Annotated in this window: 17 protein-coding genes and 1 pseudogene; 11 read left to right on the top strand and 7 right to left on the bottom strand. The window is 66.3% G+C overall.

Features of this window, described 5'->3' with window-relative positions:
- Nucleotides 1-107: 107 nt before the first annotated feature.
- Together OM513_RS18890 and OM513_RS20855 are read right to left on the bottom strand one after the other, a co-directional pair.
- Nucleotides 108-854 (bottom strand): SDR family oxidoreductase, encoded by a 747-nt coding sequence (locus OM513_RS18890; RefSeq protein ID WP_264946329.1) that lies wholly within the window; start codon nt 852-854, stop codon nt 108-110.
- Nucleotides 854-985 (bottom strand): annotated as a pseudogene (locus tag OM513_RS20855) (4-hydroxy-2-oxovalerate aldolase); the annotation flags it as partial. The pseudogene OM513_RS20855 and the gene OM513_RS18890, both read right to left, overlap by 1 nt.
- Nucleotides 986-1,000: 15 nt before the next feature.
- Here OM513_RS20855 and OM513_RS18895 point away from each other — a divergent pair.
- The 3 genes from OM513_RS18895 (at nt 1,001) to OM513_RS18905 (ending at nt 3,391) form a co-directional block, all read left to right on the top strand.
- Entirely contained in the window at nt 1,001-1,309 is a 309-nt protein-coding gene (locus OM513_RS18895; protein WP_264946330.1) for a hypothetical protein, read from the top strand.
- Nucleotides 1,310-1,490: 181 nt separating this feature from the next.
- On the top strand, nt 1,491-2,405 hold the full coding sequence (locus tag OM513_RS18900) for a TAXI family TRAP transporter solute-binding subunit (protein WP_264946331.1): 915 nt from the start codon (nt 1,491-1,493) through the stop codon (nt 2,403-2,405).
- Nucleotides 2,402-3,391 (top strand): MBL fold metallo-hydrolase, encoded by a 990-nt coding sequence (locus OM513_RS18905; protein WP_264946332.1) that lies wholly within the window; start codon nt 2,402-2,404, stop codon nt 3,389-3,391. Before OM513_RS18900 ends, OM513_RS18905 begins: the two co-directional genes overlap by 4 nt.
- Nucleotides 3,392-3,436: 45 nt before the next feature.
- Here OM513_RS18905 and OM513_RS18910 read toward each other — a convergent pair whose 3' ends face one another.
- From OM513_RS18910 to OM513_RS18920, 3 genes are all read right to left on the bottom strand, one after another.
- Nucleotides 3,437-5,686: a TonB-dependent receptor gene (locus OM513_RS18910; RefSeq protein ID WP_264946333.1), complete on the bottom strand. Its 2,250-nt coding sequence runs from the start codon at nt 5,684-5,686 to the stop codon at nt 3,437-3,439.
- Between the two features lie 101 nt (nt 5,687-5,787).
- Complete coding sequence (locus tag OM513_RS18915; protein WP_264946334.1) at nt 5,788-7,599, bottom strand: flavin-containing monooxygenase; 1,812 nt, start codon at nt 7,597-7,599, stop codon at nt 5,788-5,790.
- Between the two features lie 113 nt (nt 7,600-7,712).
- Complete coding sequence (locus tag OM513_RS18920) at nt 7,713-8,348, bottom strand: GntR family transcriptional regulator (RefSeq protein WP_264946335.1); 636 nt, start codon at nt 8,346-8,348, stop codon at nt 7,713-7,715.
- Between the two features lie 244 nt (nt 8,349-8,592).
- On the opposite strand from OM513_RS18920, the gene OM513_RS18925 reads away from it, so the two are divergent.
- Genes OM513_RS18925 through OM513_RS18940 form a run of 4 tightly spaced genes read left to right on the top strand, consistent with a single transcriptional unit; the run spans nt 8,593 to nt 12,023 of the window.
- Entirely contained in the window at nt 8,593-9,480 is an 888-nt protein-coding gene (locus OM513_RS18925) for an alpha/beta fold hydrolase (RefSeq protein ID WP_264946336.1), read from the top strand.
- A gap of 7 nt (nt 9,481-9,487) precedes the next feature.
- A complete protein-coding gene (locus OM513_RS18930) occupies nt 9,488-10,435 on the top strand; it encodes a 3-carboxyethylcatechol 2,3-dioxygenase (RefSeq protein ID WP_264946337.1) in 948 nt (315 codons plus the stop codon).
- 11 nt (nt 10,436-10,446) lie between these two features.
- Nucleotides 10,447-11,046, top strand: a complete 600-nt coding sequence (gene wrbA, locus OM513_RS18935; RefSeq protein WP_264946338.1) for an NAD(P)H:quinone oxidoreductase — start codon at nt 10,447-10,449, stop codon at nt 11,044-11,046.
- Between the two features lie 47 nt (nt 11,047-11,093).
- Nucleotides 11,094-12,023 (top strand): VOC family protein, encoded by a 930-nt coding sequence (locus tag OM513_RS18940; protein WP_264946339.1) that lies wholly within the window; start codon nt 11,094-11,096, stop codon nt 12,021-12,023.
- A gap of 187 nt (nt 12,024-12,210) precedes the next feature.
- Here the strand turns inward: OM513_RS18940 and OM513_RS18945 are convergent, their stop codons facing one another.
- Nucleotides 12,211-13,095, bottom strand: coding sequence for a LysR family transcriptional regulator (locus OM513_RS18945; protein ID WP_264946340.1), 885 nt, complete (start codon nt 13,093-13,095; stop codon nt 12,211-12,213).
- A 169-nt stretch (nt 13,096-13,264) separates the two neighbouring features.
- Nucleotides 13,265-13,432: a hypothetical protein gene (locus tag OM513_RS18950; protein WP_264946341.1), complete on the bottom strand. Its 168-nt coding sequence runs from the start codon at nt 13,430-13,432 to the stop codon at nt 13,265-13,267.
- 143 nt (nt 13,433-13,575) lie between these two features.
- On the opposite strand from OM513_RS18950, the gene OM513_RS18955 reads away from it, so the two are divergent.
- The 4 genes from OM513_RS18955 to OM513_RS18970 all read left to right on the top strand — a co-directional run bounded on the left by OM513_RS18955 (nt 13,576) and on the right by OM513_RS18970 (nt 17,548).
- Nucleotides 13,576-14,502, top strand: coding sequence for an HPr kinase/phosphorylase (locus OM513_RS18955; RefSeq protein WP_264946342.1), 927 nt, complete (start codon nt 13,576-13,578; stop codon nt 14,500-14,502).
- A complete protein-coding gene (locus tag OM513_RS18960) occupies nt 14,499-15,401 on the top strand; it encodes a sulfotransferase domain-containing protein (RefSeq protein WP_264946343.1) in 903 nt (300 codons plus the stop codon). The genes OM513_RS18955 and OM513_RS18960 overlap by 4 nt, the downstream gene beginning before the upstream one ends.
- On the top strand, nt 15,392-15,661 hold the full coding sequence (locus OM513_RS18965) for a PqqD family protein (protein WP_264946344.1): 270 nt from the start codon (nt 15,392-15,394) through the stop codon (nt 15,659-15,661). The genes OM513_RS18960 and OM513_RS18965 overlap by 10 nt, the downstream gene beginning before the upstream one ends.
- A 63-nt stretch (nt 15,662-15,724) precedes the next feature.
- Nucleotides 15,725-17,548: an asparagine synthetase B family protein gene (locus OM513_RS18970; protein ID WP_264946345.1), complete on the top strand. Its 1,824-nt coding sequence runs from the start codon at nt 15,725-15,727 to the stop codon at nt 17,546-17,548.
- Nucleotides 17,549-18,240: the final 692 nt, after the last annotated feature.

The raw sequence follows: 18,240 nt of genomic DNA on the forward strand, positions 1-18,240 counted from the left end.
GTGACGGCGGCGGCGAGGCAGACAGCTCCGGGGAAGTTGGCAGTGAGCTTGTCTTAACGGGTCGCGATGCGCCCGCCGGGGATATTGCGGACCGGGGCGGGCCGGGCCTACACGCCGGTCTGGTACAGCCCGCCGTCCATCAGCACGTTCTGGCCGGTAAGATAGCCCGCATGCACGCTGCACAAAAAGGCGCACATCGCCCCGATCTCGCGCGGGTCGCCGATGCGGCCCGCGACCGGGTTCGCGGTGAGATGCTTCGTGATCTCCTTCGAGTTGCGCAGCCGGCCGGTGTCGAAGGGGCCTGGCAGGATGTTGTTGATCGTCACTCCCCTGGACGAGAATTGCCCCGCGATGCCGAACACGAAGTTGGTCAGCCCGGCGCGTGTCGCGTTGGAGAGGCCGATTACCGGGATCGGCACGCGCACTGCCGAGGAGGTGATGTTGACGATCCGGCCGAAGCCGCGCGCGGCCATGTCGTCGGCGGTCAGGCGGATCAGCTCGATCGCGCTCAGCATGTTCTGGTCGATGGCCGCGATCCAGGTGTCGCGGTCCCAGTCGCGAAAATCGCCCGGCGGCGGGCCGCCGGCGTTGTTGATCAGGATGTCGATCTGTGGCGCCGCGCCGACCAGCGCCTCGCGCACCGCGGGATCGGTGACGGTGCCGGGCACGATGGTGACGCTTACGCCGGGGGCGCGCGCGCGGATGTCCTCGGCGACTTCCTCCAGCGTCGCCGCGGTCCGCGCGTTGATGATCACGTTCGCGCCTTCCTCCGCGAGCACGGTGGCGCAGGCGCGGCCGATGCCGCTGCTCGCGGCGCAGATGATCGCCGTCTTTCCGGCAAGACCCAGATCCATTATCCTCTCCTCCAGCCGCGCTGCCGCGCGAGATCGCGCGCGACATCCACGATCATGTTCTCCTGCCCGCCGGCCACGGTGCGCGTGCCAGGCTCGACCAGGATCGTGCGGGTGTCGATGCCATATTCTGCGGAGGCCTTTTCGGCGTGGCACCGGAAGCCGGAACAGACGTCGGCATCGCCGGGCGTGAGCGTCTAGCGATCGGCGCGGATCGCGCCATTCCGCACCGCGACGATCGCATTGGCCGCTCGTCGAACAGCGCGCCGACATCGGGCCGGTCGATGCCGGGCTGCTGCACCGCGTGCGCGGTCAGCCCAGCCTTGTGCCCGGCGATGCGGCGGCCCCGGGCCTGCCGATGTCGCGTGTCGATCGCCTGGATCGCATATGCCCCGCGCAGCCGCTTCGCCAGATTCCCGTGGCTCGGTACGGTCATCGCCCTCTCCTCGATCGAATGACTAGGACGGTCCGCCCAAACGGGGTAGGGCGCGCGCGGAAGAAAAGCTCATATGGTGAGCATATCCGGGGGAGAAGGGGGGCCGGGGGCGCGAACGGCTTGGCTTCCTCTCCGAGCGGATTCGCCCCTTCGGTATCGGATCCAGCGCGTTGATCTTGCATGCTAGGCTGTTACAAGGCGGCATGACCGAGGAGATGGATGCGGCCATTGCCGCGCAAGGCGACGCTGCGCCGCTGGTGATCTATTCGCCCGCGCCGGCGGGCAATCCGATGCACGCGCTGAACCTGCGTTTCGGCGAGGCGCTGGCACCGAGGCTCGGCGGGCCGCTCGCGGTTGAGGCGCTCGCGCTGCCGCAGTCGATCAACGCCACACTGATGCTTCCCGCGGCGGAGCGGCGGCGGCGCTGGCCGATCGTGACGAGTGTGGATTTCGCTCCTGCTCGCGCGGGGGCGGGGCCGGACTGGCACGGCTATCCGCGTCCCAGCCCCGGCCTGACATATGTCGCGCGGCTCTACGATGTCGGCTTTGGCATCGCCGGTCTGGCGGGTGGCCCGGCCACGCCGGATGAACTGCGCGGCAGGCGCATCGCGGTGCCGGCACGGCCAAGCGCGGTGCGGCTGCTGAGCGAGGTCCTGCTGCGCGACGGCTGGGGGATGCTGGGAGAGGTGGAACTCGTCGAGATGGCGCCGTCCGCCGTGGTGCCGGCGCTGCTGGCGGGGGAGGTGGCGGCGACCTCCTGGAACCTCGTAGTCCCCGGTGAGGGCGGCGCGGCGCCGATCCTTCCGTCTGGAGCGTGGCGCTACCTTCCCATCACGGACGAGGCGCGCATGCGGATCAACGCGGCGAATCCCTTCGCACTGGCGGCGTCACCGGGGCCGGAAGGCGTGCCGCTGCTTTCCTTTGCCCAGGCGCTGGCAGCGTGGGAAGATTCTGACGCGCGCGCGGTCGTGGCGGCGCTCGACCTGATCGCCGCGCGTCCCGCCATCCCCGGCTTCCCCGCCGGGGTCGAGGAGATGCTGAATTGGCCCGGGCTGCGCTCCGAGGCGATCCATCCGGCCGCGCGACAATATTACCGGGGCAGGGGGATCATGTTGTGAAGGCGATCCTCGCATTCGGGGCGCTGGCGGCGGCACTCCCCGTCGCCTCCCCGGTCGCCGCACAGGCAGTCGGAGCCGCGGCGGAGGGGCCGGTGATCCGCGTTACCGTGCTCGGATCGGGTACGCCGGTGCCGAGCCGCGATCAGGCGGGCACGGCAATCCTCGTCGAGGCGGGCGGGCGCAAGCTGCTGTTCGATTGCGGTCGTGGTTGCACCACCCGGCTGGCGCAACGCGATCCCGCGCTGGTAGCGGGGGTCGATCTGCTCTTCCTGACGCATCTTCATTCGGACCATGTCGCCGGTGTTCCCGATCTCTGGCTCAACGGCTGGACGCAGGGGCGCGCCGCGCCGCTGCGTATCTGGGGGCCGAAGGGCACGAAGCGGCTGATGGCGGGTCTGCGCAAGGCCTTTGCCGACGATATCCGCTACCGCCTCGACGACGGCATCCCCGCGAACGACGACGGGCTGAAGCGCGCGGTGACGATGATCAAGCGCGACGGCGTGGTGTTCGACGAGGGCGGGCTGCGCGTCACCGCCTTTCGCGTCCATCATGGCGACCATCTGCCGGCCTATGGCTACCGGATCGATTTCGGCGGCAAATCGGTGCTGATCTCGGGCGACACAGGGCCGACGCCCGCGCTTGCGGCCAATGGCGGCGGCGCGGACGTGGCGCTGATGGAGGTCGTGTCGCCGCCGATGGCCGCCTATGTCCGGCGCAGCTTCGCGCCCGATCAGGCGGAGAAGGTGCTGGCGCTTCATCTTTCGGCGGCCGAGGCGGCGGATGTCCTTGCTGCGATCCGGCCTGGGCTCGCGGTCTATTATCATACGGTCGCGAACTGCCCGGCGGAGGCCGCGCTGCGTGCCGCAACCGCGCCGCGCTTCGCCGGGCCGCTCCTGGTCGCGCGTGACCTGACCGAGATCACGATCCTGGCCGACCGCATCGAGACGAGCGCGCCGCCCGGAGCGCCGGAATGCGAAGGGCGCTGACGGCTCCCGGCCGTCAGCGCCCTTCCTCCCCCTTTCGCAGGTCGTTCAGAAGCTGAAGTCTGCCCGGATGCCCCAGGTGCGCGGCTTGGTGTAGGAGGTGACTGCGCTCAGCCCGATGAAGCCCGGGCTGATATAGATGTTGGTCTTCTCCACATCGTTTTCGAGATCGGTGACGAACGCTGTGATCCGCAGGCCCGTGTCTGCGACCTTGTAGGTCACGGTCACGTCGGTGCGGCCATTCGACGGCACCAGATCAATCACCGGATCGTTGAACTCGCGCAGGTATTTCTTCGAATGCCAGTTGTAGTTGGCGGCGAAGGTGATCGATCCCGACGATCCCAGGTTGGCCTCATATTGTCCGCCCAGATTGATCGTGTGCTTCGAAACATAGGGTACGACGTTACCGCTCAGATCGCGCAGGATGTTGGTGCGCGGGTCCCTGTTGACGAGTGCGCTGAACTTGGCGTCGGTGAACGCATAGGACGCCGTCAGCAGCAGCTCGCGCGTTACCTTGAACTGGGTGTCGAGCTCGATGCCGTAGATGCGGCTCTTGCCCGCGTTGACCGTGAACTGGCCAGGCGCGTTGCTCGGCCCGAAGGTGCCGAGCGTGGTGAGCTGCATATCCTTGTAATCATAGTAGAAGCTGTCGAGATTCACCCGCGCGCGGCGATCCCAGAAGTCGGACTTGATGCCGAATTCATAGGCGGTGATGTTCTCCGGGCCATAGGGCGAGGCGTCCGACGAGATGTTGAACCCGCCCGCCTTGTAGCCGGTCGAGACGCTGGAATAGACGAGTACGTCTGGCGCCGCGTCCCATTCCAGCCCGAGCTTCCAGTTGAACTTGTCGAAATTCGCGATGCCGGTGAACTGGGCGTTGGGGATGTCGGGCGGGAAGGGCTGGCCGAAATTGCCGCGTGTCACCTTGGTGCCCGACTTGCGATCGTCGGTGTAGCGCGCGCCCGCGGTGACGCGGAACTCGGGCAGGATCGCATAGGTCGCCGATCCGAAACCCGCGATAGTGCGGCTGGCGCCGGTCTCGTCGAGGATGAAGTCGGGCAGGCTGATCATGCCGCCGGGCGTGAGGCCGTTCAGCTTCACGTTGCGCAGGATATAGGTGCTGTCCTTGTAGTAATATGCGCCGACGATCCAGCTAAACGGGCCGCCGCCGGTCGAGGCGAGCCGGAATTCGGCGCTCGAGGCGTCGCCGTCTTCATATTTGCGGAAGCGCGAGACATCGACCGGCGAGCCGTCGAAATCCTGGTAGAGATCGCTGGTCTGCCACATCTTGCCGATCTGGAGCACCGCCTCAACGCCGCCGAAATCCTTGGTCGCCTTGGCGAAGACCGTCTTGTTCTCGACGTCGTTCGAGGCAGGCGCGTTGTTGTTGATGATCAGCGGATCGGGATTTTCCGGCGGGATCGTCGCCAGCAGCGCCTGGGTGGGCGGCGGGCCGCCGATATTGCGCTCGAGGAACTTCATCGGGATGCCGGTGCCGTTCTGCTTCAGATAGCTGCCGAACAGCAGTACCTCGATCACGTCCGGCCGGCCGAGCAGCAACTGGCCCCGCAACGCGATGTCGCCGTCGGAGCCATATCCGTCGCTGGTGCCGGGAACGGTGGAGATGTTCTTCACATAGCCGTCCTCGCGCGACCAGACGGCGGAGACGCGCAGTGCCGCGACATCGGGAGCGATCGGCAGGTTAAGCATGCCGCGCAGTTCGACATGCTCGCGCGAGCCATAGCTCGCGCCCACCTCGCCCTCGATATCCTGGGCGGGCGCCTTCGAGATCACGTTGACGACGCCGCCCGTGGCGTTGCGGCCATAGAGCGTGCCCTGCGGCCCGCGCAGCACCTCGATCCGGTCGATGTCGAAGAAGGTCGCGTTCCCGCCCGAGGGGCGGCCGACATAGAAATTGTCGACATAGAAGGCCACGCCCGAGTCTGAGATCGAAGTGGTGCCCTGAAGCCCGATGCCGCGCAGCGAGATCTTCACGCCGTCCTGTTCGGAACCGACGTTCAGATTGGGAACATAGGATTGGAGGTTCGACATGTTGGTGATGCCGCGCTCGGCGATATCGGCTCCCGAAAACGCGCTGATCGCGACCGGCGTGTCCTGCAGCGAGCTTTCGCGCTTCTGCGCGGTGACCACGATTTCGCCCAGGCCATAGCCGTCGTCCTGCGCCGTCTGGGCGGGCGCAGGATCTTCCTGCGCCAGCGCCGGCCGCGCGCCGGACAGCGCAATCACCGTGGCGCTCGCCGCCAGCAAACCCCGCAGGGCACCGGAGTGGGTCCTCATGTTGCTTCTCCTCCCTAAAGCCATTCTAGCATGTTAGTTTTGGGCCTTTTTCGGCCTGTTGTCGCCCGGCCACCGGTTCTGCGGGGGCTACGGGCGATTCGTCAGTCTAGCGGGGTCACGACCGTATCGTCCTGGATCCGGTCCCGGCGCCATTCGCGGATGATCTGCTCATATTCTAGCGGGCCGCCGCCATAGGTGCCGCCGATATAGGTCGGCTTGTCGCGGAAATTGCCCTCGTTGTTGAGGAAGCCGGGCGTGCATTCCTCATAGAATTGCTGATGGTCGACATGCTTGGCCTCGATCAGGTCGTGCCAGCGCTCCTCGGCCTCGGGCGTCACCTCCATCGCCTTCACCCCGTGCGCCAGGCACCAGCCGACGATGTCGACCGCGTGTTCGGCCTGCATCAGCAACGTATGGGTGAAATTGAACGCCGTGGTCCCCTGCGCGGTGCCGCCAACGACATGCAGATTGGGGAAGCCGCTGAACTGGGTGCCGTGCAGTGTGCGCAGGTGCCGCCACTTGTCGTCCAGCGTGATTCCCCTGCGGCCCGTTACCTCATATTCGCCCACCTTGTGCGGGGGCGCGCCGACATCGAAGCCGGTGGCGAAGATGATCAGATCGACCGCGAATTCCTGATCGTTCGCGACGAGGCCGTTCTCGGTGAGCCGCTCCACGCCCCTGCCGTCGGTATCGATCAGCGAGACGTTCGGACGATTGAACACCGGCAGATATTCGTCGCTATAGAGCGGCCGCTTGCACAGGAAATTATACCAGGGCATCAGCCGCGCCGCCTGTTCGGGATCGTCGATCGTCTCGGCGACGCGGCGGCGGATCGCCTCCATCTTCTCATAATCGGCGCGCTGCATCATGTCGCCGGGGGTCAGGGCGCCGCCCGCCTGGAATTCGGTCTGCATCAGCTCGCCGAAACGCATCCAGAGGTCGCCCCAGCGATCGTTGACCAGATTCCTGTCGACATGTGCGCCCGAGACGATCGCGAGGAAATTCTCCATCCGCTCGCGCTGCCAGCCGCTGGGCTGGTGCTTCAGCCAGTCCGCGTCCGTGGTGGAATTGTCGCGGATATCGACTGCGGAGGGCGTGCGCTGGAATATGTAGAGCCGCTTCGCATAGGGGGCGACCTTCGGCGCGATCTGCACCGCCGTCGCGCCCGTGCCGATGATGCCGACGGTCTTGCCGGCAAGCCCGGTGAGCCCGCCTGACGGATCGCCGCCGGTATAGGCATAGTCCCAGCGCGCGGAATGGAACATGCGCCCCTTGAACTCGCGGATGCCCGGGATGCCGGGCAGTTTCACCTTGGCGAGCGGCCCCTGGCTTACCGAGACGAAGCGCGCGCGGATCGTGTCTCCGCGGCTGGTCTCGACGATCCAGCGGCCCGCTGCCTCGTCCCAGGCCATTCGCTCGACCTTGGTCTGGAACAGCGCATGATCGTAAAGGCCGAAATGGCGGCCGATGGCGCGGGCATGCTCGAAGATCTCGCCGCCCACCGCATAGCGTTCGGTGGGAACGGTGCCGACCTCCTCGATCAGCGGCATGTAGATATACGCCTCGATGTCGCAGCGCACCCCGGGGTATCGGTTCCAGTACCAGGTGCCGCCGAAATCGCCCGCCAGTTCGACAATACGGAAGCTGTCGATCCCGCGCTTGACCGCCTCCGCCGCGGTCAGCAATCCGCCGAAGCCGCCGCCGACGATCAGCAGGTCGACATCCTCGACGATCGCGTCGCGGGTGAAGCCGGGCTCCACATAGGGGTCCTCGACAAAATCCGCGAAATCGCCGGCTGCTTCCAGATACTGCGCCTCGCCGTCGCGGCGCAGGCGCTTGTCGCGCTCGGCAAGGTATTTCTCGCGTAGCGCCCGGGCATCATATTTCGAGCCGGAGACCGTAGCCGTTGCCACCACCCGATCCTCTCCCGCGGCGCCTATGTTGCGCTCGCATCATGCGGGACCGGCGACTCGCGGCCCCTTCCGTGGGATGGTTCTACGCCAACGGGAACTTGCATGCAAGGATGTTAGTTGAGCCCGGCCATGACATGCTGGGCGATGCCGGCGATATGTGCCTCCGCCAGCGCGCGGGCACGGCCGGGCGAGCGCGAGGCGATGGCATCGATGATGCTCTCATGCTCGCGCGCGGCATCGACCATGAACACGTCGAAGCCGCCGGCCTGGTTGATGAAGAAGTCCGACATGTTGAAATTGCTGTTCTGGCGCTCGTCGACAAAGGGGGATTGCGCCATGTCGTGGATGAGTTGGTGGAAGCCGCGGTTGAGCTCTGAATAGTCTTCCGGGCCCTCCGCGCCCGCGAAATCGATCGCGGCGATCCGCGCCTGGAGGTCGCGCAGGCGGCGGAGCTGGTCGTCGGTGCGCCGCGCCGCCGCCAGTTCGGCGAGAAGCCCCTCCATCCGCTCGAACATCAGATAGAAATCAGCGATTTGGTCGCGATCGGGCTTTACTACCTCGCAGCCGACCTGGGGGATGATGCGCACGAATCCCTCGGCCGAAAGCCGGTTGAGCGCGGCCATGATCGGCTGGCGGCTCGCACCCGTGTCGGACGAGAGCTCCTTCACCGACAGGCGCTGACCGAAAGCATAATGGGCCCCGATCAGACGTTTCACCAGCAGGTCGTAGACCTCGTCCTTCTTGTTCATCGGGTCCGTTTCCCAGCTTCGTGACGCACTTGGGCCCGTGTACGGGCATCCCTTCCTATTCGTGTTTGCGGCTAGTATGCAAGCGCGGGCAGGGGTGGCCCCGGCTTGCGTGCCGCCCTTGCCGGCGCCGCCGCATCGCTACGTCGCAAAGTGCCGCCGATATGTGACGTCTCGCGTCCCGAACGCGATCAGCCCGTTTACAAAGCATGCTTGCATGCTAGAATGCTCATCGAATCACGAGAGGATGACCATGTTCCTGTGGCCGGAGATCGCGAAGGGCACCGTGCGGCTGGGCTATGTCCAGGCGGGGCCGATCCGCACCCGCTATGTCGAGACGGGCGACGCGAATGCGCGCGAAGCGGTGGTATTCATTCCCGGCACCGGCGGACATCTGGAGGCGTTCACGCGCAACCTGCTGCCGCATGGTGAACATTGGCGCACGATCGCGCTCGACATGATCGGCCATGGCTACACCGACAAGCCCGATCATGATTACGAGATCCGCCACTATGTGCGCCACCTGCTCGATTTCTGCGACGCGCTCGGGCTGGAGCGCATTCATGTCCATGGCGAATCGCTCGGCGGCTGGATCGCGGCGCAGTTCGCGATCGACCATCCGGGCCGGACGGCCTCGCTGACGCTTAACACCGCAGGCGGGCTCAACACCGATCCCAAGGTGATGGAGCGCGTTTATGCGGTGACAATGAAGGCGGTGGCGGAAGCGAGCCCGGAAACGGTTCGCGCGCGGCTGGAATGGCTGATGAACGATCCGAAGCGCGTCACCGATGACCTCGTCGAACTGCGGCTCGCAATCTACACCCAGCCCGGCTTTCTGAAGGCGATGGAGCATATCCTGTGCCTCCAGAACATGGATATCCGGATGCGCAACGTCCTTTCCGAAGAGGGGCTTTCGCGCATCGCGGCGCCGACGCTGGTGATCTGGACCGATCACGATCCTACCGCGCCGGTGGCGACCGGCGAGCGTTTCGTCGCCGCCATCCCCCATGCCGAGCCGCTGGTGGTGATGGACGATTGCGCGCACTGGCCGCAGTGGGAGAAGGCCGATACCTTCAACCGGCTGCACATTGACTTCGTCGCGCGCCACGCCGCGCTGGCTCCGGTGGCGGGCTGAAGGCGCGATGACGATCCGGCTGCTCTGCGCTTCGCACACCCCGCTGATGGACCATGTCGAGGCGCCGCCCGAGGTGGAGCAGGAGGTGCGCGGCACCTTCGGCCGGCTCGGCGAGGAGGTCCGCGCCTATGATCCCGAACTGCTGATCATATTCAGCCCCGATCATTTCCGCGGCTTCTTCTACGATATGCTGCCGCCCTTCACCGTGGGTATCCGCGCCACCGCAATCGGCGACTATGGCATCGGCGAGGGCGATTACGACGTACCAGAGGCGCTGGCGCTGCAATGCGTGGAGCATCTCCACGCCAATGATGTCGATGTGGCGATGTCGTACCGGATGCGCGTCGATCACGGTTTCTCGCAGGTCCCCGTGCTGCTCACCGGCAGCGTGCGCACCTATCCGACGATCCCGATCCACATCAATTGCGCCGGCCCGCCGCTGCCCAGCATCCGGCGCGTTCGCGAACTGGGGCATCAGGTGGGGCGCTGGGCCGCGGGGCTGGGCAAGCGCGTGCTGATCGTCGGGTCGGGGGGGCTTTCGCACGATCCGCCGATCCCGCGGATCGGCAATGCGCCGCCGCACGTCGCCGAGATGCTGATCGCCGGCCGCAATCCGAGCCAGGAGGCGCTCAAGGCGCGCGAGCAGGCCAATTTCGAGCTCGCCCGCAAGCTGGCGCGCGGGGAGGGCGATGCGCTGCCGCTCAATCCCGACTGGGACCGCGCCTTCATGGCGCAGATGGCGGAGGGCGATTTCGCGCCGATCCTCGCGACGGGCGACGACGCGCTGACCGCGATCGCGGGTTGCGGCGGGCATGAGGTGCGGACCTGGGTCGCGGCCTATGCGGCGATGCACGCGGCGGGGCCTGGCGACCACCGCTTCGTCTATTATCACGCCATTTCCGAATGGAACGCCGGCATGGGCATCGCCACCGCTGCCGCCGCGGCGCAGGCATAGGGGAGGGGGCGATGGCGCGAGTGCTGGTGCTCTATTATTCGAGCCACGGCCATATCGAGGCGATGGCGGGCGCGATCGCCGAGGGCGTGGCGCGCGGCGGCGGCGAGGCCGTCGTCAAGCGCGTTCCCGAGACGGCGCCGCCGGAGATGATCGCCGCCAAGCAGATCAGGACCGATCAGCCGGCGCCGGTCTGCACGGTAGACGAGATGGCGGAATATGACGCGATCGTGATCGGCGCCCCCACGCGATATGGCCGGCTGCCCGCGCAGATGGCGGCGTTTCTCGACCAGACGGGCGGCCTTTGGGCGCGCGGAACGCTGAACGGCAAGGTCGGCGCGGCGTTCGCGTCGAGCGCGAGCCAGCATGGCGGACAGGAAACCACGCTGTTCGCGCTGATCACTAACATGTTGCACCTGGGGATGGTGATCGTCGGCCTGCCCTACAGTTTCCAGGGCCAGCTCCGCATCGACGAGGTGTCGGGCGGATCGCCCTATGGCGCCACCACCATCGCCGGGGCGAAGGGCGAGCGCCAGCCGAGCGCGAACGAACTGGAGGGCGCCCGGCATCAGGGGGAACTGGTTGCGCGTGCCGCGGCGAAACTCGCGGCTTGACGAGCGGGCGGGCCGCAGGGTCCACCGTTCCGGGAGAGGATAAGGCCATGATCACGTCGCTGCAGCATATCGCGTTCGGGATCCCTGAGATGAAGGCGGGCACCGATTTCTACGAGACGTTCGGGCTGGAGACTGTCGACCGGCCCGATCATGTTGCGATGCGCTGTTTCGGGCGCGCGCAGGACCAGATCGTGCTGATCGAGACCGGGCAGCGGCGCAAGCTTGCCTATTTCTCGCTCGGTACGACGCCCGCCGGACTGGCAGAGATTGAGGGGCGGCTCGCCGAAAAGCGGATCGACCTGCTCGATCCGCCGCTGAAAGGCGCACCGGGCGGCATCTGGTTCCGCGATCCCGAGGGCACGCTGGTCAACGTCCAGGTGGCCGAGGCCGCGCCGTGGCGCGTCGAGGCGGCCGCGCCGCGCATCAACCGTCCCGGGCTGACGGAGCGTCTGGGCGAGAAGGGCTGCCCGCCCTTCGACATCAAGCCGGTGCCGCGGCGCATGGGCCATTTCATCCTGTTCGCGAAGGATGTGTTCGCCCAGTCGGCCTTTTACTGCTCGGTGCTCGGCTTCCGGCTCAGCGATCGGATCGTCGACGGCTATGCCGCCTTCATGCGCACGCCGGGCGACGCCGACCATCATGTGCTGGCGCTGCTGAAGTCCGAGGCGCCGGGCTTCCATCACGCCAGCTTCGAAATGGGCGGGATCGACGAGGCGGAGGTCGCGGCGACCCGGCTCTTCGCCAAGGGATACCGCCATGCCTGGGGCCCCGGCCGCCATGGCGTCGGCTCCAACTATTTCCATTATTTCCGCGATCCCTGGAACGGGATGGCCGAATATTTCTACGATATGGATTTCGTGCCGGCCGACTGCCCGTGGGAGGCGCAGGAATGGACCAAGAAGGACGGTATGTTCCTTTGGTCCGCCGACGGCCCGCCGCCCCCCGATTTCGGCAAGAATTACGAAATCGCGGACTGAACGGAGCGGCTGGATCCCGGCGTGACGGAAGCGGACAGGGTGGACACTATGTTTACAACGCAGAGACCTCGACTCCGGCCGGCGGTGCCGCTCAACTGAAAACGATTCCAGCTGGTTGAAATTGCCGGCCCACGAATCGCCAAGCCAAGGTGCTACCCTTGAGCTGCCGGCGCGAAGGGGCCCCGGATCAACGGGCGTCCAGCCACTGCAGAAACGTCTCGCAGACCGGTGATTGCTTGCGGTCGCGGCGATAGATGAGGTTGATGTTCCAGCGCGTCGGCGGGTCGAGTTCGATTGCCATCACGTCGCTGCGTGAGACCGAATCGATCACCTCGTCATCGGCAAAGCCGATCGCCCCCGTCCGGCGCGCGAGTTCGACCACGGTGCGCTGGGTCGATACCTCATGCGCGATCGACGGGCGGACGCCGAAATCGTTCATCATCGTTTCGACCGCGAGGCGGATATTGTGCGGCTGAACCATCATCACGAACTGCTCGCCATGCAGTTCGCGGAAATGGATGCGGTCGCGGTTAGCCAGACGATGGTCCGCCGGAACTGCGATCTTCATCCGCCGTTCGCCGATCACTCGCGCCGCCAGATCGAACCCCTGGGGCGGCGCGCCGATGATCGCGCCGAGATCGACCTCGCCGGTCAGGATGTCGTTGACGACGGTCTGCGGATGGGCGGACTTGATGTTAATCGCAACGCGCGGATGAGCGCGGGCGAACTCGGCAAGCAGGTCGCACAGCGCCCCTTCCGCGACGACGGGGATCGCCACGGTGCGCAGCGTGCCGGGCAGGCCCAGCCGCAACTGCCCGATCGCCTCCTGCACCATGTTGAGGCCGGCGAAGCTGCGATCGACTGATTCCAGCAATGCGCTGCCCGCCTCGGTCAGTGTCATCCCGTACCGACCGCGCTCGAACAGTTTGAAACCGCATTGCTTCTCGAACGCGCCGACCGCGCGGGTAATGCTCGGCTGGGTCGAATTCAGTCGTTCCGCAGCGCGGGTCGCAGAGCCGGTTTCGGCAACGGTGCGAAATATTTCCAGCGTACGCGCGTCGATCGGATGCATACCAAACCTGTATGGGAAGTGCCGAAATCGGCATTTCTCGACAGGATTAACCCGAGTTTATGGGCTGCGTCCAGCAGCGGTGCGCGCCCACGGAGCACGCGCCGCACGGGACGGGATCAGCATGCAAGTGGAACGGGTCTGTATCGGCCAATCGACGCCGCGCCTCGCCTCAGGACGGGCCGAGGGTGCGGTTGAACGTGGGCACGTAAAGGTCGACGGTGGACGAGTAGGACTTTTGCGTCCCCGACGCGATCTCCGCCTCGATCAGGTCCGGCGTAGTCCAACGCGCGCGACGCGGCGCAGTATCGGTTTCCGGTGCTCGTTCGCGATTCGACATGGTTCACGCCCTCCAGCTTGTGTCGGAGGCGATCCTGCGCAATTGCGACGATCGCGTCAACCAAAAACTTCAGAAAAATGCAGCATAACATACTTAGATATAATGATAATGTTTAGTCTTTCGTACGTGCGCCGGGCGCGGCGATGAGGTGGTATCGAGTCTCCGGCCTGACCGTGACGAGCGATATCGCGTTGCCCAGTTTTACTGAGATCGAGTGCGCCGATCCGGCAGATATCGTCGTCCGCGCGGGCGAGGTGCCCGCGCAGATCGCAAACGCGCGGCTCATCGGGCCGAACTGGTATCTGGCACACGACAGCATCGTGCTCGGCATTCCCGGAGTGGTGCGGATGATGATGCGCGGCGGCGACACGCTGATCTATGCGGTCGAGCCGGGCGCCGCGCCGGAAGAGGTGGCGATCTTCCTGACCGGCACCGGCATCGGCATCCTGCTGCATCAGCGGCGCGCGATCGTGCTGCATGCCAGCGCGGTGCGGGTCGGCGATCACGCAGTGCTGTTCTGTGGCCCGTCGGGCGAAGGCAAGTCGACGTTGGCGGCTGTCTTGTGCGAGGCCGGGCATGATCTGGTCGCCGACGACTTCTGCCGGATCGAGCTGCGCGAGGGGGCTGCGCCGCTGGTCCATCCCGATGGCCGCCAGATGCGGCTGTGGGAGGACGCGACCGAAGGGCTGGGGATCGCCGCGCGCCGCGGTGCGCAGGTGCGCAGCGCGATCCGCAAGTTCTACGTGGCGCCGCGCGCGGTGACCGCCCGGCCGTTACGGATCGGCGCGATCTATGCGCTGCGCGAGGCGCGCGCGCCGTTCGCGCCGGGGCTGCATGCGTCCAACAGCGTCGATGCGGCGCTGCTGATCCGGCGCAACGCCTATCGCCCGTTGCTGGTGCGCGAGATGGATCAGCGCGCGCTCTATTTCGAGGCGGCGACGCGGCTGGTGCGCGATGTCGGGATCCATATCCTGGCCCGGCCGCTCGACTTCGCCGCGCTGCCCGATGCCGTCGTGACGCTGAAGTCGCACTGGCGCGCACTGGAGCTGGGCGTGGAGCGGGCGGCATGAAGCGGCGCATCTGGCTCGCGTCCTATCCCAAGTCGGGCAATACTTGGCTGCGGCTGCTGCTCGCGAATTTGCGCGCCGATCGGCCCGCCGACATCAATCGCCTGCCGACCGAACCCGCGCTGGCCAGCGCCCGCGCACCGTTCGACCGCGTCACACTGCTCGCCTCCGGCCTGCTGACCCCCGACGAGTGCGACCTGCTCCGCCCCGCCGCCTATCGCGCGATGGCACGGATCGACGATCCTGAGGAGGATGAGGGTGCCGCCGGGATCGACGACACGATCTTCGTCAAGACGCATGATGCGTGGACGCACAATGCGGCGGGAGAAGCGATGCTGGCCGGCGCGGATGCGGCGGCGGGCGCGATCCTGATCGTGCGCGATCCGCGCGACATCGTCGCGTCGCTGGCGCATCACAACGCATCGCCATGCGACGCCGCAATCGGCTTCATGGCCGATCCCGCAGCGCGCTTTGCCGAGCCGCGTGACGGCCAGCCGACGCAACTGCGCCAGACGCTGACCGACTGGAGCGGGTTTCAGGCGAGCTGGCTCGATCAGCGCGAGATACCCGTCCACCTGATCCGGTATGAGGATCTGCAGGCCGATGCCGGGGGCGCGTTGGCGCGCGCACTCGCCTTTTTCGGGGTGGATGCCAGCGCGGCGCAATGTGCGCGCGCGGCGGAGTTCGCGCGGTTCGGGCGGGTGCAGGACCAGGAGCAACGGCTCGGCTTTGGCGAGGCGCCACGGCCGCAACTGGCGACCCGCTTCTTCCGGCGCGGCGCGGCGGGCGGTTGGCGCGACGAACTGACGCCGACCCAAGCCGATCGGGTCGAGGCGGCACACGCGGCGATGATGGTGCGGCTTGGCTATCCACTCACAGAACGGAGACGGGAATGCGCGTGATCGGACAAGGCCGGGATTGGATCAGCAGCGAGTTGGGCGACGAGCTGATGATGATGAACATCGAACGTGGTATCTATGTCGGGCTCAACGCGATGGGCGCGCACATCTGGCGGCTGATCGAGGCGCCGCGGGCGGTGGGCGATATCTGCGCCGCGCTGGTCGATGCGTTCGAGGTTGATGCAGGGACCTGCCGGGCCGAGGTCGAGGCGTTCGTCGACAAGATGGAGGCGCGCGGGCTGGTCACGGTCGAAGAGGCCTGATCCGGGGTGGCGGGGATTTTCGGCCTGTTGCGGCGCGATGGTGCCGCGGCTTCGCCCCGCGACATGGCGCGGATGGCGCGGCAGCTCGCTCCGCTCGCCCCGTCAGGGTGCCGCAGCGAGACGCTGGGCGAACTGGGCGTTGGCATCTGTCACGCGCCGCTGCGCGCGATCGACCGGATCGACGGCGTACCGATCAGCGACGCGCAAGCCGGCATAACGCTGGTCGCGTCGGCCCGGCTCGACGACCGCGCCGGGCTGGGCGCAGCGATTGACATCGCACCTGCCGAGCTGGCGCGGATGACCGACAGCGCGCTGATCCTGCGTGCGTGGCTGCGCTGGGGCGAGGACTTCGTATCGCACCTGCTCGGCGATTTCGTGGTCGCGATCTGGGACGAACGCCGCCGCCGTCTGGTGCTCGCCCGCGACCCGATGGGACAGCGCGACCTGTTCTATCATGTCGGGCGCGACCTGCTCGCCTTTGCGCCCGATGTGCCAGGGCTATGGGCGCTGAGCGAGGTGCCCCGCGCGCTTGAAGATTCGATGCTATGCAACGCGCTGACCCAGGATTTCACCGCCACTCCCGGCGCGACGCTGTTCACCGGAATCGACAGTCTTCCCGGCGGCCATCTGCTGATCGCCCAGCCGGGGCGCGAACCCGAACTTCGCGCCTATTGGGAGCCGCATGCATCTTCGGCGCATATCGGGCGCGACGAGTCCTATTATGTCGAGGCCTATCGGGCGATTTTGGGTGACGCGGTGGCAACACGGCTGGATGGGCTGGAGAAGCCGCCTGGCCTGTTGCTCAGCGGCGGTTTCGACAGCAGTGCGATCGCGGGACTGGCGCGCGACCCGCTCGAGCGATCCGGGCAGCGGCTTGTCGCTGCAGCGTCGGTCATGCCGTCCGATTATTCCGGGACGATCCGCCATGCCGGGCGCTGGGTTGACCTGTGCGCGCGTGACATGCCCTGGCTGGACATCCGGCGGGTAACGCGCGACGGCCTGGACCCGATCGCCGATATTCAACGCCGGCTGACCGAACGGCAGACGCTGCCATCGGTCTATGACCCGGTGGACGCGGCCCTATGCGCCGAACTGGCGTCGGGGGGCGCGCGGCTGGCGATGGACGGGCATGGGGGTGACTATACGCTCAACCCGCGCGGGCGGCACGCGCTCGCCCGCTGGCTGGCGGTTGGTGAGTATCGGCGATTTGCGCGCGAACTGCTCGCCGCGCGCCGCACCTCCAACCGCTCAATCGCCTCGCTGGTCCGGCATGATGTTGTGCCGCACTTGCTGCCGGCGCGGCTGCGGCGCTGGGCCGCAGCGCGACAACGCGCGCAACTGCCGGTGCAGCGCGGCTTTGTCGAGACGGCGGGAAGTACGCCGCTCGATCGTAAAGGGCGCGGCGGGCTATGCTGGGCGATTGATCTGGTGCGGCGCAGCAGCGGCAGCGCGTCAGGCTTTGCGCGCCATGGCCTCACGCTCAGCCGTCCGTTTCACGACCGTCGGGTGGTGGAACTCGCTTTGGCTATTCCCCCGGATCTGCACGTCCGCGATGGCCATAGTCGGCACCTCGCGCGGACCGCGCTCCAGGACGTCTATCCCGCTGAGTTTCAGCGCCGCGGCCGCGCCAATGATGATCCCTTTCCCGATTTCCAGCCCGCGATCGACCGCGCGCGCCCGGCGCTACTCGCCGATCTCGAGCGAATGCAGCAATCTCCGTCGCTGGCCGTGATGATCGACTTCTCCCGCCTTCGTAGCCTCCTGGCGGCCATGCCGCCGGGCGCGCATCGATCGGGCTGGGAACAGGACACGCACACCGCGCTCAACACCTATTGCGTCGCCCGCTATGTCGAGTGGTTCCGACGGGACAACCGGCTCGCAGACTGAACGTGCCGCAACCGTCTCGTTGACGGTACACGGGATTTTGATCTCAGGTGAAGGGGCGGATCCGAACTGGTCGATGTCCGCTTCTGCTGTTTCATAGCCAAAAGCAGCCAGTCCTCTGTCGGCCCGATGTCCGTCATCCGCGCGCGTCCGCGAATCGCCGGCCGGGGCCTTGTCGTCGCGCAGTGCAAGCACGGAATATGTCCGCGCGAGAGCGCAGACATCCGCACGAAGATATTTGATGGATATTTGACGCGCGGGTTACTGATGTAGCTAAGTCATTGAAATCAATGGTGACATCTACGGGAATCGAGGTATGAGATTACGTAATTGTATTTACACGATAATAGGTCAGTCCGTGATTTTGATACCATCAGAAGTGCCAGAAAATTCATATCGAGTGGGAATTTTGTACGCGGACTCGGTCAGGTAGTTTCATGGCAGGCCTGAGATTTGGGCTTCGGTCCCCGTTTCTGAGCGAAGGGTGAGGCCGGTATTTGCCTCCATATCGGCGAGCCATTCGGGGGAGCCGACCGGCCTTCCGATGTTTTTCGCCTTGCGCAATGCGCTTCTGACCCTGGTCCCGATTTGTATCCGGCCAGAAGGAGAGATCTGGCGCTTCATCGGCCGGGGTTAACCCCGGCCGATGAAGCAAATTCGGTCGGTGTCATGAACCCCAGGGATGTGTGAGGTCG

This window comes from Sphingomonas canadensis, assembly GCF_026013525.1.
GTDB classification, from domain to species: domain Bacteria; phylum Pseudomonadota; class Alphaproteobacteria; order Sphingomonadales; family Sphingomonadaceae; genus Sphingomonas; species Sphingomonas canadensis.